This is a genomic window from Streptococcus sp. 27098_8_74, from assembly GCF_041431705.1.
Taxonomy (GTDB): domain Bacteria; phylum Bacillota; class Bacilli; order Lactobacillales; family Streptococcaceae; genus Streptococcus; species Streptococcus salivarius_E.
Genome location: NZ_JAPVYF010000006.1, coordinates 19497 through 46192 on the forward strand (window position 1 = coordinate 19497; position 26696 = coordinate 46192).

Genomic DNA, 26696 nt, shown 5'->3' on the forward strand with positions numbered 1-26696 from the left:
TCTGGTCTTATTTCTTACACTTTTGTAAGTTAGTAATCAATAGCCAACTTCTGCTTTTGAAAATGAATGGAAACGGTGGTTCCTTGTCCCACTTGAGAGCTAATACTTATCTCATGTCCAAGCTGATCAGCAATCTTCTTAGAAAGATAGAGACCTAACCCAGACGACTGCTGAGTCAAGCGGCCATTGTAACCTGAAAAACCACGCTCAAAGACACGTAAAATATCACTATTTTTAATACCAATCCCTGTATCTTTAAGATAAAGCCTATTATCTTTGAAGTAAATGTCAATGCCACCACTTTTTGTGTACTTCAAACTATTTGATAAGACCTGCTCTATGATAACCAAGAGCCATTTTTCATCTGAAACGACCATAACATCCAAGTCATGTAAATTAATAGTCAACCCTTTTTGAATAAAGAATAGACTATGTTTTCTAACAACTTCTTTAACCAAGGGGTCTAATGCAACCTGCCTCAACTGCAAATCATCATGAAAGTTTTCCAAACGTAAATACTGCAAGACCAGATTGGTGTAGGCATCAATCTTAAAGACCTCTTGCTCCAAGAGAGGCTTAGTTTTACTATTCCTAACATCCTGAAGTAATAATTGACTGGCTGCTATTGGTGTCTTGATTTGGTGAACCCAGAGCGTATAGTAGTCCATCAAATCTGTATAGCGCTTGCGCTCCTCCTCAGCCTGAGACATCTGACTCTCCCTAGCACTCTCCAAAGCTTGAACTAGATAAAATTCTAAAGGACTTGATGGTGTCATTTTCTCATAGAGATAGGCTAAGTTATAAGACTGATAAGAGCTAACCAGGTCCCAAATAACCATGATGATAGCCACAAATGTCAGTATGGTCAAGGCATAATGAAGAATATCTGCTGCCTCTTCAAATAAAAAGGCAAACAAAACCAAGATGATTCCATTAAAAATAAACAAAAGATAGAAAGGTAGACGAGACCTAATCTGATATTTGATAAATTGACGCTTATCCATCATGACGCAACCCGTAACCGACACCTTTCTTGGTTTCAATAAAATCCTTCAAACCAACTGCCTCTAACTTCTTACGTAAACGTGCCACATTGACAGACAGGGTATTATCATCAATAAAGAAGTCACTATTCCAAAGCTCCTTCATCAGGTCTTCCCGACTAACGATATTTCCAGCATGGTCGAAGAGAACTTGTAAAATCTGAAACTCGTTCTTGGTCAAAGAAACTACTTCTCCCTGATAAACCAGATCCATGGCTTTAAGGTTCAGAATCACACCCATATATTCCAAAAGACTCTGATCCTTTCCAAACTCATAAGATCGGCGCAAAAGCCCTTAAATTTTTGCCAAGAGAACATTTTGGTCAAAGGGTTTAGTCACAAAGTCGTCCCCACCCATATTGATTGCCATAACGATATCCATGGCCTGATCTCTGGAAGACAAGAACATAATAGGCACCTTGGAGACCTTACGAATTTCCTGACACCAATGATAACCATTAAATAGAGGTAAACCAATGTCCATAAGAACCAAGTGGGGCTCTACTTTTACAAAAATAGATAACACTTCCATGAAATCTTCAACAAGAACAACTTCGTAACCCCACTGTTCTAGCATTTTTTTGACTTGTTGACGGATAACCTCGTCGTCCTCCACTAATAAAATCTTATGCATAACTCAACCTCTTTCATTTCCCACTATTATAACAATAAATACCCCAAGAAACGACCTTTCTCAACAAATCTTACAATAATGTTAGATTAAATTTTCCAACTTTTAAAATAGTGCGTTTTCATAGGAAAAATCCTTTGAGTCTTCAAAGAAAATATAGTATTATAATAGAGTTGATGTTGGTTTATCATCAACCAACGACAGCTTCATCGAATAATGAGAACATTACTTATTTATGTCACGAATCGGCGTGACGTTTCTACAAGGTGCCGTAACACCTAACAATAAGTAAGTCATAAAGTCATAGAAAGATTTTACCGTTTTTTTGTGATTTTAAAGGCTTGCTTGGCAGGCCTTTTTCTGTTATTCGATTGGTTTGATCTTTGTCAGAGTCTCAATGGAATCTGAGAAAATCAAAATACACTTTAGTTTTATTTTTTATAGGAGGTAATATGAAATTACTGGAAGACCGCATTCTCAAAGATGGGAATGTCCTTGGGGAGAACATCCTCAAAGTTGACTCTTTCCTTACTCACCAAGTGGACTTTGATCTCATGCGTGAGATTGGAAAGGTCTTTGCTGAAAAGTTCAAGGATGCAGGCATCACTAAGGTGGTGACTATCGAAGCATCTGGTATTGCTCCAGCCCTCTATGCTGCTGAGGCTTTGGATGTCCCTATGATCTTTGCTAAGAAGGCTAAAAATATCACCATGAATGAAGGGATCCTCACTGCTGAGGTTTACTCCTTCACTAAGCAGGTGACTAGCACTGTCTCTATCGCAAGCAAGTTCCTCACTCCTGAAGATAAGGTTCTCATCGTTGATGACTTCCTAGCTAACGGCCAAGCTGCCAAAGGCTTGATTCAAATCATCGAAGAAGCTGGCGCACACGTCGAAGCGGTCGGTATCGTTATTGAGAAATCTTTCCAAGATGGTCGTGCCCTTCTGGAAGAAGCTGGCTACCCAGTCGTTTCACTTGCTCGTTTGGATCGTTTTGAAAATGGTCAGATCGTATTTAAGGAGGCAGACATCTAATGCAAAATAAAGAGAAACATTCGCAGGCGGCGGTCCTAGGACTGCAACACCTTCTTGCCATGTACTCGGGATCAATCCTGGTTCCAATCATGATTGCTGGAGCCTTGGGCTATTCAGCTCATGAATTAACCTACTTGATTTCAACCGACATTTTCATGTGTGGTGTAGCAACCTTCCTCCAACTTCAACTTAATAAATACTTCGGTATCGGTCTTCCAGTTGTTCTTGGGGTTGCCTTCCAGTCAGTAGCACCACTTATTATGATTGGTGAGAAACACGGTAGCGGTGCTATGTTTGGTGCCCTTATCGTTTCAGGGATTTATGTTATCCTCGTTTCTGGCGTCTTTTCAAAAGTGGCCAATCTCTTCCCCTCTATCGTTACGGGATCTGTCATCACTACTATTGGTTTGACCCTCATCCCTGTGGCTATCGGAAATATGGGGAACAACGTTGATAAACCAACTGGTCAAAGCCTCTTCCTTGCAGCTATCACCGTTCTCATCATCCTTTTGATTAATATTTTCACTAAAGGATTTATCAAATCCATCTCAATCTTGATTGGTTTGATTGTCGGTACTGCTATCGCAGCAAGCATGGGCTTAGTTGACTTCTCACCAGTGGCTGCGGCACCTATTGTCCACGTGCCAACACCATTCTACTTCGGAATGCCTAAGTTTGAGTTGTCATCAATCATCATGATGTGTATTATCGCTACAGTGTCTATGGTTGAATCAACTGGAGTTTACTTGGCCCTCTCTGATATTACCAAAGAACCACTCGATAGCACTCGCCTTCGTAACGGTTACCGCGCTGAAGGTTTGGCTGTTCTCCTTGGTGGACTCTTCAACACCTTCCCATACACTGGTTTTTCACAAAACGTTGGTCTTGTGAAATTGTCAGGTATCAAGACTCGCTTGCCAATCTACTATGCAGCTGGTTTCCTTGTTCTTCTTGGACTCCTTCCTAAGTTTGGTGCCTTGGCTCAAATCATCCCAAGCCCAGTCCTTGGTGGCGCTATGCTTGTCATGTTCGGTTTTGTTTCTATCCAAGGAATGCAAATCTTGGCACGTGTTGATTTCGCCAACAACGAACACAACTTCTTGATTGCTGCGGTATCAATCGCTGCAGGGGTTGGTCTTAACGGCAGCAACCTCTTCAACAGCCTACCAAATGCTTTCCAAATGTTCTTCTCAAACGGTATCGTCGTTGCAAGCTTGCTTGCCATCGTCCTCAATACCATTTTGAACCATAACAAAAAAGAAAAATAACACAAGAACACCTGAGTCACTTGACTTAGGTGTTTTCTTTGAAATTAAAATCTTCAAGTTGTAAAGCAAAAGAAAAGACTAAGCAACTACTCTGTCTTGATTTTACTGAAAGTAGCTCATGCTATTTAATTCTTACGATTGACTTATTTTCAATTCTATAGACAACATCGTAATCTTCCAGATTGTAATGATGGGCAATTTCAATAATACTATTAGGCAACTGTTTCAAGACATTACTTATTTCTTTTGAACTTGCTTCATCTAAAGAAGCCATCATCTCATCCGCAAGTAAAACCTGCTTTTCCCTCAAAATAGCACGTGCAATCTCAAGTTTTATGATTTGACCACCTGAAAAGTTATCTCCAGTTAATTCATAGTCCAATTGATGACAACAAGCCTCCCATAGTCCAACTTTTTTTAGTGTTGAAATGAGCAATGAGTCAGAATAATCTTGATAAAGAGTTAGATTATGTCGCACACTTGTATGAAAGACATAGGGATTTTGATGAATAATTGCAATATTATCTAAATTTGGAGTCAGCTCCCTTCCATCAATGCTTTTAAAAATGATTTTCCCACTATATGCCTTATCTTGCCCTGATATTAACCTAAAAAGTGTTGTTTTTCCGATACCACTATCACCAACTATAAGATTATGCTGAGACAATGAAAAAGTAACCGTAACATCTCGAAAAATCTCTTGATTATCATAAGATTTAGTGACGTTTTTTAACTGAATTTCTTCTAAAGTATGTATGTGAAGCCCTTTTGAAGGAATTTCTGACTCACTTCCAAATGTCAATAATTTATCTTTTATCACTTGACTTGATTGAATACTTGCAATAGCCTCCAGAATCTGTTGTAAGGGGTTAATAAGATATGTTGAAGCAGACATCATAGCAATAAGTGTAGTAATTGAATTTTGTTTCATGACAAGACCAATCACAAATGGTCCAATCAAGCCGACAGCTTTCAGAGGTCCTGTCCAAAACATAACTAAATTCTGAAATGTATAATACTTAAATTGTGTCGTCTCCATCTCACTAAGGGTTATGAGAGTTTGCTTTACATTCTCTTTTTCTGCTTGGTTGCAAATAATCGTTTCAATCCCTTTACCAAAGTCTGTAATAGCTCTTAAATTCTTCTCTTTTGAGCTACTTAGTAATTCTCCTGACTCTTTCAATTTTCTCTTAAAAATAAACTGAGGCAAAATCATCAGAAAGGCACCTACAGTAAAAAGACTACCCACAATAAGATTTTGTTTGAGCAGATAAATTACAGATACTAGGACAGAGGCGCCCCACACTGGCGAGATTAGAAAAGATTGGAGGAACTCCTGGTCTACAATTCCAAGATCTTGTGTCAAGAGTGAGCAAAGCTCAGAATCGGAGATGTTTTTAGGAAAGACAGTATGATTCTTTAAAATATTTTCTGATAGGCTTACATTAAACGCTCTAATAATAGAACGAAGCAGAATATTCTCTATATACATAACAGCGTACACAACCACCCAAAGAGAGATACTCGAAAATGTAAAAACTATTAAATCCCGACTATCACTACTATCTATATGACCTGCCATCTGGATAATTACAGGTATTACAATGCCTTGACAGGAATAAAGAAGCGCAAAAATGATATAAAGTATAATGTCCTTTTTAGGAAGTAGCTTAAAAAATTTAACCATCATTGTGATACAGCAACTGATTTATTTTTTTCAATAATCATTGCTTTTACCTCCTTCCATTTGATACTATTATTTTAGTTTATTAATAGTATCAACTATTGAAATTTCGGAAATCCGATAAGGAAATTTTATATGGAACTAGGTCAAAAATTTAAGCAGATTCGAAAACAGAGAAAATACACTATTCAGAGACTCGCTCAAGTGTCCGGATCTGTAGCGAGTATTTCAGACTTTGAAAATAACAAAACATCACTCTCAAATGATACTCTTTTCAAACTTTTAAAACACCTAAAAGTCGAATATAATGAATTTTTCGGACAAGAATATCTTGTGGACGAAACCTACATAAAACTCGCTAATCAATACAATCACGCCTCAAATCATCTAGATTTTGAAGCACTGAAGCAAGTCGCAGAAAGGTTTCGCATTTTAGGAGAAACTAATTATAGTGATTATCTGATTAGTCTTTGTATTACCTGTCAGATTTCAAAACTTCAAAACCAGTCAGTTAACCAAGATATTGCTACAGAACTTCAAAACTACTTCTTTTCGATTGATATTTGGACACTTCTTGATATTGATTTACTGGATATGGTAAAGGATATCTTCACAGAAGATGCGCTAAAAATATACATTAAAGAACTCCTATCAATTCTCGGTAAAAATCTTAGAAATAATTTAGATCGAATCACTTTAGATGTTATCAGTCGTTGTATTTTCCAAATCATTCTTTACGGAAATCAAGAAGATAGTGATTACTATCTAAACGAACTAAAAACTATTCAATTACCAGATTATTTCATGTTACAAAAACTCTATCTTAAAGAACTAGAGGCTGCATACCTTTATAAATTTATCGATAAGAATATGGGAAAAACTATACATAAAGAAATTCTCCACTACTTGGCTTTTATGGGAGATGACGATAATTTGAGAGAATGGGACCGAACTTTCCGTCAATTATAGACTTTATTGGATAACAGTTGTACAATGATTATATAATTTGAAAAATTTAGAAAGGAAAACAGAATGCACGAAACACATTCTCTCCGTGAGCGATTTCTTGTTTTCTTCAAGATTTTTGTGCCCATACTGATTTATCAGTTTGCCAACTTTTCGGCAGCCTTTGTGGACACTACCATGACTGGTCAATACGATACCCTACACTTGGCGGGGGTAGCCATGGCAACGAGTTTATGGAGTCCTTTTTTCACCTTCTTAACAGGTATTGTCTCTGCCTTGGTTCCGATTATCGGTCACCATCTAGGGGCAGGTCGCAAGGACCGAGTGGCACCTGATTTCTACCAATTTCTCTATATGGCTTTAGGGCTATCACTGATTCTCTTTGCCCTTGTTTTTCTGGGGGCCCCCTTAGTTCTGGGCCACTTAGGTTTGGAACCTGTGGTCAGAAAGGTGGCTCTTGGTTACCTACGCTTTTTGAGCCTTGGGATTATTCCCCTTCTGCTCTTTAGCGTGGTGCGCTCCTTTCTTGATGCGCTTGGCCTCACGCGCCTGTCCATGTACCTCATGCTTTTGCTTCTACCACTAAATGGTTTCTTCAATTTCCTCCTCATCTATGGCATCGCTAATCTGCCAGAGTTGGGGGGAGCCGGAGCAGGTCTGGGAACTTCATTGGCTTACTGGGCCCTTCTCCTTATTTCCATCGCAGTTATCAGAAAGCATAAGAAGGTTAAACCCTACCACATCGAAAGGATTCAACCTCTTGATAAAGAGGCTCTGCTTGACGCACTGAAACTAGGGCTTCCAATTGGGGGGACCGTCTTTGCGGAAGTCGCCATCTTCTCAGGCGTTGGTCTAGTTATGGCCAAGTATCCATCCCTAGTCATTGCCAGTCATCAGGCGGCCATGAATTTCTCAAACCTCATGTATGCCTTTCCTCTCAGTGTTTCCAGTGCAATGGCTATCATTATTTCTTACGAATTTGGAGCTAAACGCATGGATGCGGTCAAGAGCTATAGCAAGCTAGGACGTCTAACTGCCTTAGGTTTTGCTGGTTTTACCTTGTTCTTCCTCTATTTCTTGCGCTATGATTTAGCAGAACTCTACGGCCATGAACCTGAGTTTTTGAGAATGACGGCCGTTTTCATGACCTATAGCCTCTTCTTTCAAGTGGCGGATGTCTTTGCGGCTCCACTTCAAGGAATTCTGCGTGGCTATAAGGACACCAAAGTCCCTTTCTATCTCGGTGTCTTGTCATACTGGGGCATGACTTTCCCTGTTGGCTACCTTCTTGAAAAAGTCGCTGGACTGGGTCCATATAGTTACTGGATTGGCCTGATTGCCAGTCTTATCGTCAGTGGACTTTGTTACCAATGGCGCCTAAATAGAATCGTCAAACGCTACGAATCACATCATTAATATACCTTAAGCAGTCTAGTCGGACTGCTTTTTCTCTGACCAGATCTTGATAATAAAGAAAAAGCCTCCTGCATATTGAAAACAGATAAACTGTTGTCAATGTACAGAAAGCTTTTTTTATGAGTGATTAGTTATATTCAGATTTTCCTGACCTATTGTCAAACTGGATCCATTAATGAAAACATAGATGTTTAATATTGAAAAAGGTATCACAGAGACCAGCTGGGTCAATTAGGGCAAAATAAATCATGACTAAACCACATAGAGCTAGGAAATGATAAAGATAAACGACTTTCTCCCCTGTTTTAGGAAGTAAAAGAAAAGACCAGAACCACAAGACACAAATGGCTATTAATATGATTAGTTTATTCATCCATTCCATAATAAGCTCCGTCAAAAAGATTTAGCACAATAAAATAGTCCTTAGGACTATCTGAATCTTATCACAAAATCTAACAAGTGCTGTCATATTCCTTTATGGAAATTGGTACTCTTTTGCTAGCTATATTTAGGTAAGTTAAGACATATAAAATCATAATTGGGAGGTTGGGAAGACTAATTATTACACAAAGTACAATAATGTTTACAGACACCAAAACTAGCAAAATCTATGGAAAAATAAGACTTTAACACTTGTCAGATTTCTCACTACTATAGTGTACTACTTTTTGGTTTGACACTTAAAACAAATTGGATAAAATTGTAAAAAAATGTAATGAAAGGTCACTTTTTTGTCCTGAATGGTAAGGTGACATTTTATGTTAGCTTTAAAAGGCTTTCCTTAATTTCTTTTACATGTAAAAGAGGTAGGTTGCAAAGGGCACCAACCTCTTTAGTTATGACATGATTCGACTAAAAAAATCTCTTAAAACTAGTGACTAATCAGTCTACTTGGTCAAGTAAGTAGGCATAGCCTTCTTTTTCCATATCGGCTTTAGGCACAAATCGTGTTGCTGCACCATTGATACAGTAGCGCAAACCACCCTTGTCACTTGGCCCATCTGGAAAGACATGCCCAAGATGAGAATCTCCTACACGACTACGAACCTCAATACGATCCATATTGTGAGAATGGTCTTCCTTGTAGTTGGCTACCTCGGGACTAATGGGACGAGAGAAACTTGGCCAGCCACAGGCTGAATCAAACTTGTCCTTGGAAGAAAAGAGGGGCTCACCGGTCACTACATCAACATAAATCCCTGGTTCAAAATGATTCCAAAGGGGACTTGTAAACGCCCGTTCGGTTCCATTTTCCTGGGTCACAGCATAGGCTTCTGGGCTCAGACTTACTTTAAGCTCCTCCTGACTTGGCTTGTGATAAGAACTTGAATCAATAATAGGATTAACGGCTTGATTAACATTAATATGGCAATAGCCATTAGGATTCTTCTTGAGATAATCCTGATGGTAATCCTCAGCAGGAATAAAGTGTTGCAATGGCAACAACTCAACTGCCAAAGGCTGACCGTATTGCTCAGACATTTCTTGGAAAACTTGCTCGATGATTGGCAAGTCATTTACATCAGTATAGTAAACACCCGTACGGTACTGGGTTCCCACATCATTCCCCTGTTTGTTTTTGCTTAGAGGATTGATGATACGGAAAAAATGTAGCAGAATCTCTCGCAATGACACCTTGCTAGCATCATAGGTCACCTGAACAGTCTCAGCGTGACCCGTCTGACCGATGAGCTCATAACGAGTCGTCTCACTACGACCATTGGCATAACCCGAAACCGCATCAAGCACACCAGGTACACGAGAGAAGTACTCTTCCACACCCCAGAAACAGCCACCAGCAAGATAGATGATATGATTATTTGGATTTGACATTTTTAAACACTCCCTTCACTAGATACTTGCATCTCCACGCCTTAAGTGTAACGCTTTTGAGAAGATTTCGCACTTAAGGTGACTTGGAGAGACAAAAAAATCCCATCACATATTATGTGATAGGATTAGTATGTTTATTCCATTTCGAAGCTTTCGCTCTTAATCTTATCTGGTAAGACGAGAGACAAGAGAATACACAAGATGGCTGGTATCAACCATGGCAGTGATGCTCCTGATAATGGGAGGAAGTTAATGAGGGCATTGAGTCCCGCAAGTTTAAACTGGCTTCCAATTACACTAAGCAAGGCAATCAGCGTGACTACTGCAACTGTCACTTGCATACCAGGTTTAGACAAGGCCACGAACTTGTTGGCAATCACAATCATAACAATCGTGATGGTGATTGGGTAGAGAATCAAAAGCACTGGCACTGAGAAAGCAATGATATTGTTAAGTCCCAAGTTGGCAATCGCAAACCCAATCAAGGTAAAGATAATGGCGTAAGCCTTGTAAGATACTTTCGGAAATGCCTTGTGGAAGAATTCCCCAGTCGCAACGATAAGTCCTGCGGTTGTTGTGAAGCAAGTCACTGTCACCATGATAGCTAGGAAAATCTGAGCCGCTGGTCCAAAGATGGCTTGTGTGGCTTGTGACAAGACACTTGCACCAATATTGGCATCTTTTGGTAATCCCGCCACTTGGAGTGGGAAATGATTCCCTAAAAAGGCTAATCCCAAATACAGAGCACCGAAGAGGATAGTCACTACGAAACCAACGACCCAAATCGTTGAGATATACTCTTTTTTAGACTTGAAGCCTAATTGGTTGAGTGTGACTACTGCTACTACACTGAAGGCCACAGAAGCCAAGGCATCCAAGGTGTTGTAGCCTTCCAAGAATCCTTTACCAAAAGCAGAAGCCTGATAGGCTTGACTTGCATCCTGAGGATTGTAACCACCATATTTAAATACTCCTGCCACGATAACGACAACAATCATGATGGCAAAGATAGGCGTCAATATACGTCCAATACTATCTAGAATTTTAGATGGATTCATGGCAATCCAAAGTGCTAGAGCAAAGTAGATTACGGTAAAGACAAAGAGCCAAAGGCTAGTATGTCCACTTCCAATCAAAGGAGAGAAGCCAATTGAAAAGGCGGTGGCGGCCGTTCTAGGAATGGCAAAGAAAGGACCAATGGACAGATAAAGTACTGCCAAATAGACTAGGGCAAACTTAGGCGAGATTTTTTGAGAAATCTCATGAATGTAACCCTTAGGATTTAAAGTCCCGATAACCAGTGTTAGGATGGCAATACCAACACCTGATAGGACAAAGCCGGCAATGGCTGGCCAAAAACGACCTCCAGATTCAAAGCCTAACTGAGGGGGAAAAGTCAGATTTCCCGCTCCAAAGAACATACCAAACAACAATAAAGCTGTAAGGCTTCCCTTTTTTAACATAAGTTTCTCCAATCTAAAACAAACAAGATCTTATGCCCCAAATAGACACAACTTGTTTATTATAATTTTAGTCAACTTATTTAGTATGACATGATTAGTTTGGAACTTCAAGCTATTGAAACGTATTTACAAAGGTTTTTAAAATTGCTAATTTTCTGTATCCTTGTACGAAAAAACTAGACAAGATTCTTATCTCGTCTAGTTTGATCGTTTGATTATGGGTGACTGACAATCAGCTCAAGCTCTCCCTTGATTTTCCAATCTTGAACGTCGCTAGGTAGAATGAAGTGGCTGCCTTTTGCAATTGGATATTCTTGACCATCAACAAGGAGACTTCCCTGACCGTCAAGTACACTAAACAAACTGTAATCAGCAGTCTTTTCAAAATCAGCCTTACCTGAAATCTCCCATTTATAAACGGCGAAGAAATCACTTGCTACTAAGAGCGTAGATTTGAGGTCATCTACTTTTGTTGTGACTGGGCGACTGTTGGCAGGTTCACCAATATTTAGGACATCGATAGATTTTTCCAGATGGAGCTCACGCAGGTTGCCCTGGTCATCTTTACGGTCAAAGTCATAGACACGGTAGGTTGTGTCACTTGACTGTTGGGTTTCAAGAACTAAGATTCCTGCACCAATGGCATGCATGGTACCACTTGGGACATAGAAGAAATCGCCGGCTTTAACTGGAACCTTGGTCAAAAGATTTTCCCAATCCTTACTTTCAATTTGCTGACGCAATTCTTCTTTTGATTTGGCATTATGACCATAAATGATTTCAGCACCTGGTTCAGCAGCAATGATATACCAACACTCTGTTTTACCAAGTTCACCTTCATGTTCAAGTCCATAAGCATCATCTGGATGGACCTGCACACTGAGCCAATCATTGGCATCCAAAATCTTAGTCAAAAGTGGGAAGACAGGTTCTTGACGATTGCCAAATAACTCACGGTGCTCTGCATAAAGAACATCTAAAGTTTGACCGGCATAACGACCATTCTTAATAGTAGAAACACCATTTGGGTGAGCAGAAATAGCCCAGTACTCTCCGACATGGTCACTTGGAATGTCGTAGCCAAAGACATCACGTAAATGCGTACCACCCCAGATTTTTTCTTGCATAACAGATTGTAAAAATAATGGTTCAGACATAATTACTCCTTTTTCTAGGAACGAGAGGCCTTAACATTTTTTGGAATTCAAGAAAAGGTGTTGACTCTCTTAGAGATTAACAGTGAAGTCTTACATAAAATAACCAATCTCTTTAAGTTACCAGACTTCTGATTCTCGAAAAATTTAGGCAAGTTCTGATTGTTGATTACCTCAATTATAAGCATAATTTGTGAAAATATCAACAAAGTCCTTAAAGAAATCACAAAATTTGGCTTAATGGCTGCAAGTCATTTCAATAGCAAATTTCCTTTAAGAATCCTACTCATTCCTTCATTTTTCGGATAGACTGATTGAATTTAAAGACTTTTTAACCTATAATAATAATACTAGAGATATTATGAAAGGAAATCTCTCAATGAAATTCTATTCCTACGACTATGTGCTAAGTCAGATTAGCCAACAAAACTGGGTTATGGTTGCCATTACTGCAGGACTTATTTTAGTGACCGGCGTATTTGCTTTTAAGGCCTTCAAAGAACGCCATGATACTAAGTTTCGTGAACTCTCTATTATTTCTATTTTAACCTTAGTTGCCGTGGTTCTAATTGCTATCAGTAATTTCCAAAGCAATCAATCAAACAATGACCAATTTAGAGCATCTCTTCACTTTATCGAGATTGTGTCTAAAAATCTCGACGTTGATAAGAGTAAAGTTTATGTCAATGCTTCTACTACTACAGATGATGCTATCCTCAAAGTTGGAAACAAATACTATCGTGCCATCTCAGGTTCAGAACCTGACAGCTACTTGCTAGAACAAATAAAACTTTACAAGTCTGATGTTGAACTCGTGGAGGTTAAAAAATGACATCTTTTTATCTTGCTGTTGCAATTAAACTAGCTTTGGGGCTTATTTCACTCGTCTTTGTTATCAATTTAACAGGTAAAGGAAACCTAGCACCTAGCTCAGCTGCTGACCAAGTACAGAACTTTGTTCTTGGTGGAATCATCGGTGGTACAATTTATAATAGTACCGTTTCCATCCTTCAGTACTTTGTTATCCTGATTATTTGGACTATTTTGATCTTACTTCTTAAATGGCTCATCACCAATATTCGCTTCATCAAACATTTGATTGACGGTAAACCAACTCTCATCATCAAACAGGGTCAACTAGATCCTGAAGCTTGTCGCTCTATAGGACTTTCAGCTTCTGATGTCGCTTTAAAATTACGTTCTCAAGGAATTTTTCAACTCAAAGAGGTTAAACGTGCAGTTATTGAACAGAACGGCCAATTGATTGTGGTCCGTTCTGGCGATGAAAATCCAAAATATCCAATCATTACTGATGGGGTCATTCAAACAGAAATTCTTGATACTATTGGTAAAACGGAAGATTGGTTAAATGAAGAGCTTCAAAAATTAGGATATGAAAACGTTTCGGATATCTTTATTGCTGAATACGATAAAGGAAACATTAATGTCGTTACTTATTAAACAAATCACTTGCATTACCGTTTAATATTGTCTACAATGGTCTCATCATAAAAAGGAGGTTCTACTATGGGAATCGAAGATAAATTGAATCAAGCTAAAGGCGCTCTTAAAGAGGGTGCTGGTAAACTGACTGGCGACAAAAAGACTGAAGTCGAAGGTGCTGTTGAAAAAGTGGTAGCAAAAGCAAAAGACGGTATCGAAGATGTTAAAGAAGGCGTTGAAGGTGCTGTTGAAGGCCTTAAAAATGCTTTTTCTAAAAAATAATAATAAATAAACAGAAGCTCTTTTCCTTTTTTGAAGAGGGCTTCTGTTTTTCTTTATGTTCTTAACTAGAATTACTTACGAGAATGCTTGCTTCCTTTAATTGCAAATGATGTTGTCATAAGTACAGCCCCTAATGCACCTAGTCCCAAACTGCTCACATCACCAGTATTTGGTAGACTTGATTTACTTGTTTGATTGCTTTGTGAACTTTTAGATGACTGATTAGCCTTAGAGCTTGTTTGGGTATTTTGTTTCTGAGCAAGATTAGTTTGTACGACTGAGCTTACATTTTCCTTTTGACTTGAAACTTCTCTTGTCTGACCTTTTGCTGCTTCAGAAGTTTGATTTTGAGTAAGAATCTTATTCAATTTCTCAGCAGTCTCTTGAGCTTGTTGTTGGGCACTGCTTGTCGCATTAGTCATTGTTTGTGTCGATTGCTCTTTTGTAGGCTGGTTAGCAAGAGAGGTATTTGATTTAAGCGATGCTCCTTCAGAGCTTGAAGGATTTGATGTTGGCGTATTTTGATTTGATAAAGCTGTGTTTGTCGCTGTCATTGCTGGATCATTGGTAGCTGGTTGATTACCACTGTTACTTGTCGTAGGGCTCATATTTATAGAGTTTGAGCTACTTGTTTGACTAGCAAAGTTTGGTGGGGTTGGACGTCCAGTATTAGCCGTCTGGCTTGTTGAACTTGTACTACTTGTGCTAGTTGTATTCTCAGAACTTGTCGAAGCAGATTGGCCCCATGCTGTGTTAACGCTTCCGGTATTGATAGAGCTTCCGCCATAGCTAGTCGGTCCACCGTAGCCTCCAAAGTTATCAGGCACTGAGCCATTTCCAAAGCCACCGCCTGGGAACCCACTCATGCCACCAGCACCAGGACCATTGTTTGTGCCTTCTTCAGTAGCTGTTGCAGTCACACTAGCACCACTTGATGTCGTAATGGTATAGGTTTCACCCGAAGTTAGACTCTCGGTACTAAAGACCACATTTCCAAATGAAGTTGTTGCTGTCGTGGTCGCTACAACATTTCCAGAACTATCTGTAACTGTGATGGTATCTCCAGCACTACCAGAGATGTTGGCCATGATATAAGACTGGCTTGAACCCGTTGTAAAGGCCTGAGCCATTCCTTGGTTACCTATGGCCCAAACGGTACCGCCAGAAATAATACCTGTTCCATCGTAGTCGATAGCAGCATTATCTGCACTTGTCTGAGCGACGTAGAGAGAACCACTTTTCACTGTCACATTGCCGTTACTGTCGATACCATCACCATCTGCCAAGATAGTTACCGTTGCACCGTCAATATTGATGCCCACTTCATTTTCCAAGTCAGAAGTCGAATTGGTTAAGCTTGAAGTATCAGCGCTGTCCTTGGTCGTCCACTCAGTGGCATTAATACCGTCATCAGTTGCTGTGATGTTGACTGTGGCATTTTTAATAGTTACAGCTGTCGTCGCATTGATACCATCCTTTGCCTCAGAAGTCAAATCAAGTGTTACAGAGTCAACCGTTACACTGTCAGCCTTAATCGCATGCTTTTCAGTGCATGAAAGGGTAAGGGTGCTTCCAGTACCACTCGTGATTGTTAAGGCACCAGCGGCTTCAATCGCATTAGCAGACGTCGAAGAAATAGAACTGTCTGAAAGGACATTAACAGTCAATTCTGCTGAAGAATTGGAAGTGATTGATGAATCTGTCAAGGTCACACCATCCAAGTAGATTGTAACTGGATCTGTCACGCTACCTGACACAATAATGGTATAGCTTGAACCATTTCCGGTCAAAGTGTATGATCCGGATTGATTAATGGTAACGGTAGTGCCATCAACTGTTACTGTGCTACTATCACTCGTTACAACAGTTGTCCCATTAAAGGTAATCGTGGTCGTCGTGCTTTCTGAATCAGTGCCGTTAGACTCAGTTGTTGTTGCCTCAGAAGCAGTATCAGAAGAATTGTTAGTTAGAACAGAAGCCGTTTCTGATGCAGTGGCTTCAGTGGTGCTTGAGCTTGTATTAGAGCTAGTGTTTTCGTCTGCATTGTTCGTTTCAGATGCTGAGGTTTCACTAGTTGTGCTTTCAGCAGTTTCAGAAGAACTTGCTTCTGGAGTTGCGGAAGTACTTGAATGATCAGATGTTTCACTGCTTGTTGATGTAGCAGTCGTGTCCTCTATCGTACTTGTTGTACTTATTGTTGACGAATCAGTGTCTGAAGTTGAAGCCGCAGTTGAAGTACTTGTAGCCGATTCTGTGCTTGTTTCAGTAGTTTCTGATGTATTGTCGGTCTGAGTACTTTCTTCAATTAAATCAGCAGTGGTTTCACCTGTTGAAACCGTTGAGAGTGTTGATTCAGTGTTTGTCTCGTCTGCTGAAACCTTGCTGTCATTTAAGACAACTGAGCTACCAAAGATTAAGCTTGCTACCAGGACTGAACCTGCTGTTTTCCATTTTGATGATTTCTTAATGGCATAACGTTCTTGTGTTTGTTTGCTATGTTTGTATGTCATATGTTCTACCTCTTACTTACTTTTGAGATGCCTCTATTAAACACAAGAAACCTAAGACAAGACTTAAAGAAAGGTTAATCTTTCCTTAAAGTAAAAAAAGTCCCCAAGATATTGGGAACTTTCAATCTCTAGGATAGACTACTCTAAATTCTTCTAAAACAACTAGACTGTCCTGACTAAAATGTAATCCAACCTCTTCCAACCAATTGCTAAAGAGATTCTCATGAATCTCTTGCCAATAGGTTAGCCCACGGTCTCCTTCACCTTCCTTGTAAGCATGGTCTTTAGAAACCTCTTTAAATGGGACGACCTCAACTTTCGTCGTTTCAATAATACAAATAGCATTCTCCTTACTATCAAGAATGACGCTCAGTTCATTTTCCTTGGGCAATGGTTCATTCCCCACTGCATACAAGTCAAAAGCTGAACTGGTTGCTGTCTTTTGCCCCATCAATACGAGTTCTGCCAAATAATCTGCTTCCACGCCAAAGGCCCAGGCATCAATCTTATCTCCGATTGTCTGATTTAAAATCTTATAGGCTTGCCACATCTGGTCTGATTTCATCAATCTACTCCTGCTTTTACTCTCCTTCCATTATATCAAAAAACGCTAGATCATCAGACCTAACGTTTTCATCTTAATACTTAGAATGTTTGTAACCGTAAAAGGCATAGATCGCTGACCCAATTAGCACTGCCAAACCAAAGGTTAACCATGTCTGCCAACTGTACTGACTCATAAAGGAGAGGCAGACGATAATTGAAATAATGGGCAAGACAGGAACAAATGGAACCTTAAACTCATCCTTCTGTGGCAAGCCCTTGTCCTTACGAAGAATAATGAGGGCAATAGCCAAGAGGACCAAGTAAGCCAAGGTCGCAATGTTAACCAAGGATGCCATATTGGCCAAAGAGAAGATACCTGCTGAGATAGCTGACAAAACGCCTGTCAAAAGCGTCGCATGATGTGGAACCTTATTAGTCTTTGAAACCTTTTGGAAGGTTTGAGGAAGGAAACCATCACGCGCCAGGCTATAAACCATACGGCTAAGGGCATAGGCCATTGAGATACATACCGTAATCAAGGTCATAATAGCAACCACTGATACGTAGTTGGCTGCCCAAGAAATACCGATATAGCGAAGGGCATAAGCCACAGCATCATCAACATTCAACTTGGTATAGTGAACAACTCCTGTCAAGACCAGCGAAACCACTGCATAAAGTGAAGCTACGATAATCAAGGCAAGAACGATACCTCGAGGAACGTTCTTTTGCGGCTCTTTAATCTCGTCTACTGTCATAGAGATAGACTCGAAACCAAGGAAACCAAAGAACATGAGGGAAGCACCCGCCATAATTCCTGTCTTTCCTCCATAAATTTGTCCAAAGCCAAATGGTGCAAAATCTGCCCAGTTGCTAGGATTCAAATGGAAGAGACCCACTAAGACAAAGACCGCTAAGGCTGAAAATTTGAGTACTACCAAGAGGGAGTTCAAACGTAAAGCCTGTTTAGAATTCATGAGAAGAAGAGCTGTCACCAAGACCAAGACCAAGACTGGCAAGAGGTCAATGTAAGTACCCTGACTGGGATTGAAAGGTCCACTGATGGCTTGAGGCAACTTAAGACCAAAGCTAGCCAGTAGCCCCTTGAGGTAGGCACCCCAACCAGAGGCCACACTGGATACAGCATTCATAAAGACAATCATGGTCAACCAGCCACCCATCCAGGCAGGATACTCCCCCCAGACAGCATAGAGATAACCATAAACACCACCAGCCGATGGGTAACGTGAGGCAAACTCAGCAAAGAAAATAGCTGACATCCCAACACACACGGCTGAAATCAAGACCGAAATAATCAGAGCAGGACCAGCTAGAGTCGATGCTGCGGTACCAGTAATTGTAAAGATTCCTGTCCCAACCATGGCACCGATTCCCAGAAGGACTACATCCCTAAGGGTCAGATGTCGTTTCATCTCAGTCTGAGCGAGACCAACATCCTTTTTACGAAAAATACTCATTTTTATACTCCATTTTTTGCGAAATACCGAACTATTATACCATATATCTTGGCCTAAAAGGGCCCCTTTCTGTATTTTTATACTTTTATTGTTGAATGCTATACCGAAAATGGGGACTCCCAGTGCTTGCTTTTTAATTTTACATACATCTCTATCAAAAGAAACTTGCTAAAGTGGTTCTTTAACATTCATTTTGTTTCTAAAATCCTTATCTCGAAAGAATTTTCAATTTTTAGAAAAAACATGAAAATATTATGAATGCGTTTGATTCTTCTAATGAAAGATGTTAGAATGGTGGCATTAAAAGGAAAAGGGGAACTTTTATGGAAAATAAAGTTCATTTTAAACTTCATAAAGTGAAAAAACAATGGGTTACCATTGCCGTATCTGGTTTGGCACTTGGTGCCTCATTGATTGGAGTTGGTGTCTCTGCCGACGAGCAAGCTACAAATCAAGTTACCTCAGCTAGCACGCCTGAAAGCGTCAGCCAGGATCCTGATCTTGTCGTCACAGAAACAACTGTAGCTACGACAAAAGCTGATCAAGGCGCAACCAATAAGACAAGTGATACAACTGCTACTGTCACATCTGATAAGCAGCCAGTCCTTAAAGAAGACCAAGCAAGTAGCACTTACAATTTGTCTAGTGGCGAAACGAGAACTGCTACTTCAACTTCAGAAACAGCTAACACAGCTACTGATGTGAATAGCCAAGCACCGGAACCTGTTGAAACTGCTGTCGTTTCTGGCGGTCAATTCAAGAGCGATGCTGAGGGCAACTGGTACTACCTTAAAGACGGGAAAAATCTGACAGGTGCCCAAAACGTTGACCATTTCGACCTTTATTTCCACGAGGATGGCAAGCAAGCCAAGGGTGAGATTATCACAGAAAATGGACAATCTTACTACTATGACAAAGCCAATGGACGTAAGGTAACCAATACCTCTATCAACATTGATGGTCAAGCCTACAAAGCTGATGCCCAAGGTCGTTTGACAGCAGTTCTGCCTGAAACGAACAAACGCAACCAGTTTATTGAAGACAACAACCACAACTGGTATTACCTCGGTAAAGATGGGAAACCCGTCACTGGTGCTCAGAACATCGATGGCTTTAACCTCTACTTCCACGAAGATGGTCGACAAGCTAAAAACGAAATCGTCACTATTAATGGTGATAGCTACTATTTCGATAAAGACAATGGACGTCGTGTAACAGGTCGCCAAGCTCTTAACAACGTCAACCATAAATACTTTGGCTTTTACTACTTCGACAAAGATGGCAAGATGGTCAAAGATGACTTCATCACTGAAAATGGAAATCTTTACTACTTTGATGCTACTGGTAATCAACCTAATTTTGTCTTTGTTTCGGATAAAGCTGGAAACTGGTATTACATCAATGACTTCAAGGCAACTAAAGGCTTCTCAGCCCCATTTGGTTTCCAAACCGAATTTCTAGACCGTAGCCAGGCTCACTACAAGACAAGTGTTCAAAACCTGAACGGACAACAGTATTACTTTGACCCTAAGACTGGTATTATGGTAACCAACCGTTATGTTTCTGACGATAAAGGGAATTGGTATTACTTTGGTAAAGATGGTAAAGCGCTTCATGGCTTTCAAACTGTAGACGGTAGCCTTCACTACTTCAATGACAATGGTCAACAAATCAAAGGGGACTTCCTTTACTACGGTAACGATATCTACTATTTCGATAAAGATAATGGAAATCCAGTAACTAACCAATTTATCAATAGAGACAACTCTTGGTACTACTTCGGAGCTGATGGTAAAGCCGTGTCTGGTTTCCAAACCATTAACGGACAGAACCTTTATTTCCACGAATATGGTGTACAAGCCAAGGGACAACTGGTTACTGTTGGTGGCAAAACCTACTACTTCGATCCAAATACAGGTGACAAGTGGGTAAATCGCTCACTTACCTTAAACGGTACGGTCTATAACTTTGATAGCAATGGTGTGGCGACTACTAAAGCTGACCAAACCACAAATCGAAATCAATTTGTTAAAGGTACTGATCAAGAATGGTACTACTATGATGATAATGGTAAAAAGGTCACTGGTTTCCAAACCATTAACAAGGACCTCTACTACTTTAACGATAAGGGCCAACAAGTTCGAGGAGGTATTTTCAACCTAGGTGATAACTACTACGTCGCCAACAAAGATACTGGTGCTATCCTTCGCAATGCCTTCTACCATGATAAATCTACTGGTCGTTACGGTGACTTCTCTGAAAACATCTACTACGCTGGCAATGATGGTGCCTTCAAGACAGGCTGGTTAGAAGTCAACGGTAACCGTTACTACGCTAGCGACTATTCTGATGACGACACCCCTAAAGGAAACCTCTACACAGGAGTTATCAACTCTCAACTCTTTAGCCCAGATGGGAAACTCTTGACAAATGGTCTCTATCCTGAGTTTAAGCGTACTGGTGAAAATGCTTATGACCTTGAAGGTGTCTATGTCACAGATACCGACGGTAATATCAAAGAAGGTCCTTATCAGTATGATGGCAAGATTCTTGGATCAAAATATAGTAGCGTTCGCCAATCACAATGGTCAACTTTTGACGAATGGGACATTCTTAACGGACACCTCTACCATTTCGACTCTACACCAATGACCTTCACAGCACCAAATGGCCAAAAAGTAACCACAAACGTTGCCATTGCAACAACTAACAAGGCCCTTACATATCGTGGTGTAACCTTTAATTTTGATGCCAAGGGTATTGACGAGACAAAAGAAAAAGCCATCCACTTTGACCAATTGCAGACGGATCGTAACGGTACAAGTTATCTCTATGAAAATGGCCAAAAAGTCACTGGTTTGAAGACCTTTGATGGCGTTAGTTACTATTTCTATGAAGATGGCCGTCAAGCCAAAGGCACAGAGGTCACAATCAATGGTAAAACATACCAATTTGACCAATTGACTGGTATCATGACACGTAACGCCTTTTCAGAATCATACAACTACGAAGGTTCTCCACGCTTCCCATTATACCCAACACGCTACTATGGTAACGACGGAGCTGCTCTTACTGGTTGGCAAACCATCGATGGCAAGGACTACTACTTCCGAGCTAGTGGAAACCTTGAAACAGGACGTTTTGTCATCGGAGATAGAGCCTATAACGCTGATGACAATGGCGTAGTTGCTGACCGCAAGGGTGAACCAGCTTATCGCAATCGTATTGTCTACGATAAGGGCGATAACTACTATTACAATGACAAAGGTGAGAAAGTGACCGGCTTCCAAGAAGTTGATGGCAAGGTCCTCTACTTCGACGCTGAAGGCAAACAAGTCCTAGGACGCTTTGTCACAGTTGATAATTACACCTACTATTTCGACCCTAAAACAGGTGAAAGATACACTAACTGCTCTGTCCTCATCGACGGTAAACTCTATACCTTCGATAAAGATGGACATGTGGTGTCTTAAGATGAGATGAAACCTGAAACCGAGACGAAAGTCTTGGTTTTTTGTGGGAGTTATACCATATAAACTAACATTACATTTAGGAAACTAAAAATAGGCTGAGAAATAACCTCAGCCTATTTTATTTATACAAGAAATATATACTCTAATTACAACTTATTAATGATGAATCAAATCATATATTCCAAATCATAACTAGCATCAGAAAGAATTCGTGCCAAAAATTGTTGTGTACGTTTTTCTTTGGGTCTGTAAAAAATGTCCTTTGGACTCCCCTCTTCGATGACATGACCACCATCCATGAAAACGACATGATTAGCTACATCTCGTGCAAACCCCATTTCATGAGTCACAACTACCATTGTCGTTCCTTCATTAGCAAGTTGTTTCATGACATCCAGAACATCCCCAACTAGTTCTGGATCAAGGGCCGATGTTGGTTCATCTAACAAGATAACTTCTGGTTTGACTGCTATTGCTCTAGCTAAACCAATACGTTGTTGTTGTCCTCCTGAAAGTTGTGATGGGTAGTAATCTTTAAAATCCAGAAGACCAACTTTTTTAAGTGCTTCTTCAGCAATCTCTTGCGCTTCACTTTTGGGAACTTTCCTAGCAATCACTAAACCTTCCAAGATATTCTCAATGGCAGTCTTGTTTGCAAATAAATTGTAATGTTGAAATACAAAAGCTGTTTTCTTTCGGATATCTAAAATATCTTTCTTTGATAACTTTTCCAAAGAGTAGTCCTTACCCGAAATTGTTAATTGACCTCCATCAGCTTTCTCCAAATGATTAAGGCAACGTAAGAAAGTTGTTTTTCCTGAACCTGATGGTCCCAAGATGACAACCACATCTCCCTGTTTCACTTGTAGATTGACATCAACAAGAACCTGACGATCTCCAAATGTTTTTGATATATGTTTAGCTTCTAGCATAGTGACTCCCTCTATGTAAATTGCAATTTTCTTTCTCCAAAGTTAAAGAGAACTTGAATGATACCACAAATGATTAAATATAAAATGAAGATGACAAAATAAGATTCAAAATATTGATATCCATATGCTGCTTCGACTCGTGCAATTGCGGTAATATCTTTTATCGTCATAACAAAGACAAGTGACGTTCCTTTTACAATATTGATAACTAAGTTACACAAATTTGGAAGAGCGGCCTTAAGTGCCTGTGGAAAAACGATTCTCAGATAGGCTTGTCTTGTTGTTAAGCCTATCGCTTGTGCAGCTTCTAGTTGACCTTTATCAACAGTTAGTAATGCTGATCGAATGATTTCCGATAAGCTTCCTGTCGTCATCAAGCTATAGATAATAAAGGCATAGTACAGCGGATTAACTTTGAAGACATCTATGTGACTCCCAATACCTTTAAAAAACTGATTTAACAAACTAGGGAACAAACTATAAAAGAATAAAATTAAAAGAATTGGAGGTGTTGCACGAATAAACGCAAGATACACAATTGAAAAAGTCTTAACACCTCGTACCTTATAAATTTGACCCAAAGCGAGAAATAAAGCAGGTAGAAAACTCAATAGAATAGCCACAACCATGATTCCCAGTGTTACCGGAACACCATATAAAGCCTTGATAAAGGTATCTATAATAAAAGTAATATTCATTTTTTACCTCTCTTTTACACTCAATTGTTGCTCTGCTATCCTAGAAATCAACGATAGAATTAATGCTATTCCCCAATAAACAAAGGCAACAGCTGTATAAGTCTCCAAAGAATAATTTCCTAAATGGCGACTAATCAAAAGGTTCCCTTTGCCCATAACATCAATAAAACCAATCGTATAAGCCAAAGCTGCATCACGCATAAGGTTAAGTATAGCTGTTGTAATATTTGGTAAAGCAACCTTAAATGCTTGAGGGGCAATTATTCTTACAAAGGTTTGTTCAGAAGTAAGCCCAATACTAAGCCCAGCTTCTAATTGTCCTTTAGGGATTGCTTGATAAGCTGCTTTAAATACTTCTGATATCATTGCTGAGAATAGGAGAACCATAGTCACAAGAACAAATATCAATTTTGACCAATCATTAATATCTAATCCTAACCACCAATTAAGAAATTCTGGAACTCCGTAAAATACTAAAAATAGCAAGACAATCGGTGGGGTACAGCGTAAGATAAAAACATATCCCTTAGCCAAATTCTCTAAAGCTTTATCCTTAGAAAGGCTTGCCCAAGCAACTAATCCTCCTAATAACGACCCAAGTAAAGTCGTTAATAAGATAACCAATAATGTCATCGGTAAGCCCTTTATGATTTCAGGTAATGCTCCAAAAACTTTTGAAATGTCATAATTGACCATAATTTCTCCTAACTAAACTCACTTCAGAAGCTTATCAAAACATCCTACTTTACGACGTTACAATTACTTATTTGTCTACGTATGAGAAGACATCCTCACCAAAGTATTTTTTAGACAACTTTTCAAGTGTACCGTCTTCTTTTAGTTCCTTAATTGCCTTAGTATATTCTTTTGAAAACTCTTCATTCTTACTATCTCGATGGAAGAGTGGATAGGTTGGAATTCCTTTATAAGGGAACCAAGTCAACTTATCTGCATATTGATGATAAGCACCATCTTTATCAGTTACAGCCTTTTCAAAAGATAATTTAATATCAAAGTAAGCATCATAACGATTTTCCAAAACCCATGCATAGGCATCTGAAACTTGGAAAGATTCCGCAGATGTTAACTCAATTGGTTGATCTTTATGCTCATCGTTGTAGTCTTTGATAACATTCCACTGAGCATTTTGTGGTGAGATTGGCACCAATCGACCATTTTGTTTTGCAAAATCAGAGATATTTTTATATTTATCTTTATCATCCTTACGAATGGTAAATCCAATAATACTTGCTCCAATTGGATCCTTAGGAATAATAAACTTTTTAGCACGTTCATCTGTATACCACGCGCCCTTAGTACCAATATCATATTTACCTGACTCTAAACCAATCAAAAGGTCATCATCACTTGTTCCAGTATATTCAAATTTGTACTGTGGAAGCTTTTTATCAATTTCCTTTAATACAGCTACCTCATAGCCATCAGAATTACCATCCTTATCAACAAAATCATAAGGAACATAGTTTTGAGTATGGGCAACTTTTAATGTTGTTACCTTTCCAGAGTCTGATTTTGCTTTTTTATCTCCTGTTAAGCTACGTCCAATAACTGTAGCCCCAATAAGTGCTACAACAACTGCTCCACCAATAATCCATGTCTTTTTACTCATATTAATCTCTCCTTTTTCTTACAAAATTGCTGCTTCACGTACCCATTCAATACGCTCATGGTTAATATCACTTGGAATCGTGCAATCAGCACCAATGATTAACCCATGAGTTCCAGTATCAGCAATAATCTCCTTAACTTTTTCCTGAATAGCTTTTTTAGTTCCAGTATATAGAAGGCCATCTTTTCCATTTTCAAACCCTCCAAGGACTGTTCGACCACCAAAAATGTTACGTCCTTCTGACAGACTAATTCCTTCAGGACCAACCGCCCAATTAACTACCTGAGCAGGATAATCTTTAAAGAGTTCGATGTTATTACGAGCCCCTTCGTAACCGCAAATATGTAGAATATTGTGACCCTTGACCTCATTAGCTGCATCTAAAACCTTTAATTCACTTGGAGAAATGATTTCCTTATAAGTCTCAGCGCTAACACGATTATCTTGAATACTTTGAACACTTAGGTAAATACCATCAGCACCAGCTTCTTTAATCACTCTCTGACTAAGACTTGCAATGTCTTCTCCAATAACATCTAAAACATGCTTCAAAGCTTCACGGTTCTCCTCAATGTAATCTGCGATGGAATCATCTCCACCTGAGACCTTTCCAACTAACCATTTAAAATAAGTAACCGGAGCGAAGATATTGTAAATTGCAACAATATCTTCAGGAAAATCAGCAATCAAACTTTTTACAAGTTCAACTTGATCAGAAATCCAAGGATGATTTGCACCTAAAGGTTCAATTGTTTGCAGGTCACTGATTGACTTAAAATCTTTAAAAGCAGGTTGTGGGTATGCAAAGAAACCATCACTCATCAACTTAACAAAATCGGGTTTGACTTCTTCAATAAATTTTTTATGACCAGCCTTATTTTTATCAATAATTTCTGGATTTTCAAAACCATGTAACCACTCGTCTTCAGTAGTAAAATGATGCCAAAATCCCACCGGGACACGATCAACACTTTCTCCACGAAGTGCTTTCAAAACTAACTCTCTTTTTTCTGACATAAGAATCTCCTTTTCTCTTATCCTAATATCAACAGCTAATGAACATACCTAAAATACTTTCAACTCCTATTATCACTAGCTGCTTCAAAACTGAATGACATTATCTTATCAGAGATTATCACATCCGAAAAATAAAGAAATTTTATACTGGGTTATAAATTTAATTTATGAGTGTAACATTCAAATCCCCTTTAA

General features: G+C 39.4%; 21 protein-coding genes, 1 pseudogene and 1 riboswitch. Of the genes and pseudogenes, 8 read left to right on the forward strand and 14 right to left on the reverse strand.

The features are described from left to right. Positions 1–29 precede the first annotated feature (29 nt). Entirely contained in the window at positions 30–1007 is a 978-nt protein-coding gene (locus tag O3670_RS03415) for a sensor histidine kinase (RefSeq protein WP_371595780.1), read from the reverse strand. Further along, positions 997–1677 (reverse strand): annotated as a pseudogene (locus tag O3670_RS03420) (response regulator transcription factor). The gene O3670_RS03415 and the pseudogene O3670_RS03420 overlap by 11 nt, the downstream one beginning before the upstream one ends. Positions 1678–1883: 206 nt before the next feature. Beyond that, positions 1884–1979: riboswitch (purine riboswitch) on the forward strand. Positions 1980–2126: 147 nt separating this feature from the next. Here O3670_RS03420 and O3670_RS03425 point away from each other — a divergent pair. Both O3670_RS03425 and O3670_RS03430 read left to right on the forward strand, forming a co-directional pair. Next, positions 2127–2708: a xanthine phosphoribosyltransferase gene (locus O3670_RS03425; RefSeq protein WP_049528094.1), complete on the forward strand. Its 582-nt coding sequence runs from the start codon at positions 2127–2129 to the stop codon at positions 2706–2708. Beyond that, positions 2708–3976 (forward strand): nucleobase:cation symporter-2 family protein, encoded by a 1269-nt coding sequence (locus O3670_RS03430; RefSeq protein WP_073686875.1) that lies wholly within the window; start codon positions 2708–2710, stop codon positions 3974–3976. The genes O3670_RS03425 and O3670_RS03430 overlap by 1 nt, the downstream gene beginning before the upstream one ends. A gap of 121 nt (positions 3977–4097) precedes the next feature. Here the strand turns inward: O3670_RS03430 and O3670_RS03435 are convergent, their stop codons facing one another. After that, positions 4098–5666: an ATP-binding cassette domain-containing protein gene (locus O3670_RS03435; protein WP_195187519.1), complete on the reverse strand. Its 1569-nt coding sequence runs from the start codon at positions 5664–5666 to the stop codon at positions 4098–4100. A 129-nt stretch (positions 5667–5795) separates the two neighbouring features. Between O3670_RS03435 and O3670_RS03440 the strand changes: the two genes are divergently transcribed. Together O3670_RS03440 and O3670_RS03445 are read left to right on the forward strand one after the other, a co-directional pair. Further along, positions 5796–6629: a helix-turn-helix domain-containing protein gene (locus O3670_RS03440; RefSeq protein ID WP_227039585.1), complete on the forward strand. Its 834-nt coding sequence runs from the start codon at positions 5796–5798 to the stop codon at positions 6627–6629. Between the two features lie 63 nt (positions 6630–6692). Further along, positions 6693–8042: an MATE family efflux transporter gene (locus tag O3670_RS03445; RefSeq protein WP_048790062.1), complete on the forward strand. Its 1350-nt coding sequence runs from the start codon at positions 6693–6695 to the stop codon at positions 8040–8042. An 882-nt stretch (positions 8043–8924) separates the two neighbouring features. On the opposite strand, the gene msrB is transcribed toward O3670_RS03445, so the two are convergent. From msrB to manA, 3 genes are all read right to left on the reverse strand, one after another. After that, positions 8925–9875 (reverse strand): peptide-methionine (R)-S-oxide reductase MsrB, encoded by a 951-nt coding sequence (gene msrB, locus O3670_RS03450; RefSeq protein ID WP_004182298.1) that lies wholly within the window; start codon positions 9873–9875, stop codon positions 8925–8927. 134 nt (positions 9876–10009) lie between these two features. Next, a complete protein-coding gene (gene brnQ, locus O3670_RS03455; protein ID WP_371595781.1) occupies positions 10010–11338 on the reverse strand; it encodes a branched-chain amino acid transport system II carrier protein in 1329 nt (442 codons plus the stop codon). Positions 11339–11553: 215 nt separating this feature from the next. Next, positions 11554–12495, reverse strand: a complete 942-nt coding sequence (manA, locus tag O3670_RS03460; protein ID WP_324711990.1) for a mannose-6-phosphate isomerase, class I — start codon at positions 12493–12495, stop codon at positions 11554–11556. Between the two features lie 376 nt (positions 12496–12871). Between manA and O3670_RS03465 the strand changes: the two genes are divergently transcribed. From O3670_RS03465 to O3670_RS03475, 3 genes are all read left to right on the forward strand, one after another. Beyond that, positions 12872–13324, forward strand: coding sequence for a DUF3290 family protein (locus O3670_RS03465; RefSeq protein ID WP_371595782.1), 453 nt, complete (start codon positions 12872–12874; stop codon positions 13322–13324). Continuing rightward, entirely contained in the window at positions 13321–13953 is a 633-nt protein-coding gene (locus O3670_RS03470; protein ID WP_070438143.1) for a DUF421 domain-containing protein, read from the forward strand. Before O3670_RS03465 ends, O3670_RS03470 begins: the two co-directional genes overlap by 4 nt. Positions 13954–14019: 66 nt before the next feature. After that, entirely contained in the window at positions 14020–14217 is a 198-nt protein-coding gene (locus O3670_RS03475) for a CsbD family protein (protein WP_008534959.1), read from the forward strand. Between the two features lie 71 nt (positions 14218–14288). Here O3670_RS03475 and O3670_RS03480 read toward each other — a convergent pair whose 3' ends face one another. From O3670_RS03480 to O3670_RS03490, 3 genes are all read right to left on the reverse strand, one after another. After that, a complete protein-coding gene (locus O3670_RS03480) occupies positions 14289–16727 on the reverse strand; it encodes a carbohydrate-binding domain-containing protein (RefSeq protein WP_070438140.1) in 2439 nt (812 codons plus the stop codon). Positions 16728–16848: 121 nt separating this feature from the next. After that, positions 16849–17292, reverse strand: a complete 444-nt coding sequence (locus O3670_RS03485) for an ASCH domain-containing protein (protein WP_070438137.1) — start codon at positions 17290–17292, stop codon at positions 16849–16851. A gap of 73 nt (positions 17293–17365) precedes the next feature. Further along, positions 17366–18751: an amino acid permease gene (locus tag O3670_RS03490; protein ID WP_002891257.1), complete on the reverse strand. Its 1386-nt coding sequence runs from the start codon at positions 18749–18751 to the stop codon at positions 17366–17368. Between the two features lie 323 nt (positions 18752–19074). On the opposite strand from O3670_RS03490, the gene O3670_RS03495 reads away from it, so the two are divergent. Next, positions 19075–22224, forward strand: a complete 3150-nt coding sequence (locus tag O3670_RS03495) for a KxYKxGKxW signal peptide domain-containing protein (RefSeq protein ID WP_371595783.1) — start codon at positions 19075–19077, stop codon at positions 22222–22224. Positions 22225–22391: 167 nt separating this feature from the next. Here the strand turns inward: O3670_RS03495 and O3670_RS03500 are convergent, their stop codons facing one another. The 5 genes from O3670_RS03500 to O3670_RS03520 all read right to left on the reverse strand — a co-directional run bounded on the left by O3670_RS03500 (position 22392) and on the right by O3670_RS03520 (position 26501). Beyond that, complete coding sequence (locus O3670_RS03500; RefSeq protein ID WP_049546143.1) at positions 22392–23156, reverse strand: amino acid ABC transporter ATP-binding protein; 765 nt, start codon at positions 23154–23156, stop codon at positions 22392–22394. An 11-nt stretch (positions 23157–23167) separates the two neighbouring features. After that, positions 23168–23854: an amino acid ABC transporter permease gene (locus O3670_RS03505; RefSeq protein WP_004182287.1), complete on the reverse strand. Its 687-nt coding sequence runs from the start codon at positions 23852–23854 to the stop codon at positions 23168–23170. A 3-nt stretch (positions 23855–23857) separates the two neighbouring features. Further along, the gene (locus tag O3670_RS03510; RefSeq protein WP_021143940.1) at positions 23858–24550 is read right to left on the reverse strand and encodes an amino acid ABC transporter permease; all 693 of its coding nucleotides are present in this window, start codon (positions 24548–24550) and stop codon (positions 23858–23860) included. A gap of 67 nt (positions 24551–24617) precedes the next feature. Beyond that, positions 24618–25484 (reverse strand): transporter substrate-binding domain-containing protein, encoded by an 867-nt coding sequence (locus O3670_RS03515; protein ID WP_002885359.1) that lies wholly within the window; start codon positions 25482–25484, stop codon positions 24618–24620. Positions 25485–25502: 18 nt separating this feature from the next. Then, positions 25503–26501: a uroporphyrinogen decarboxylase family protein gene (locus O3670_RS03520; RefSeq protein WP_073689538.1), complete on the reverse strand. Its 999-nt coding sequence runs from the start codon at positions 26499–26501 to the stop codon at positions 25503–25505. Between the last annotated feature and the right edge of the window lie 195 nt (positions 26502–26696).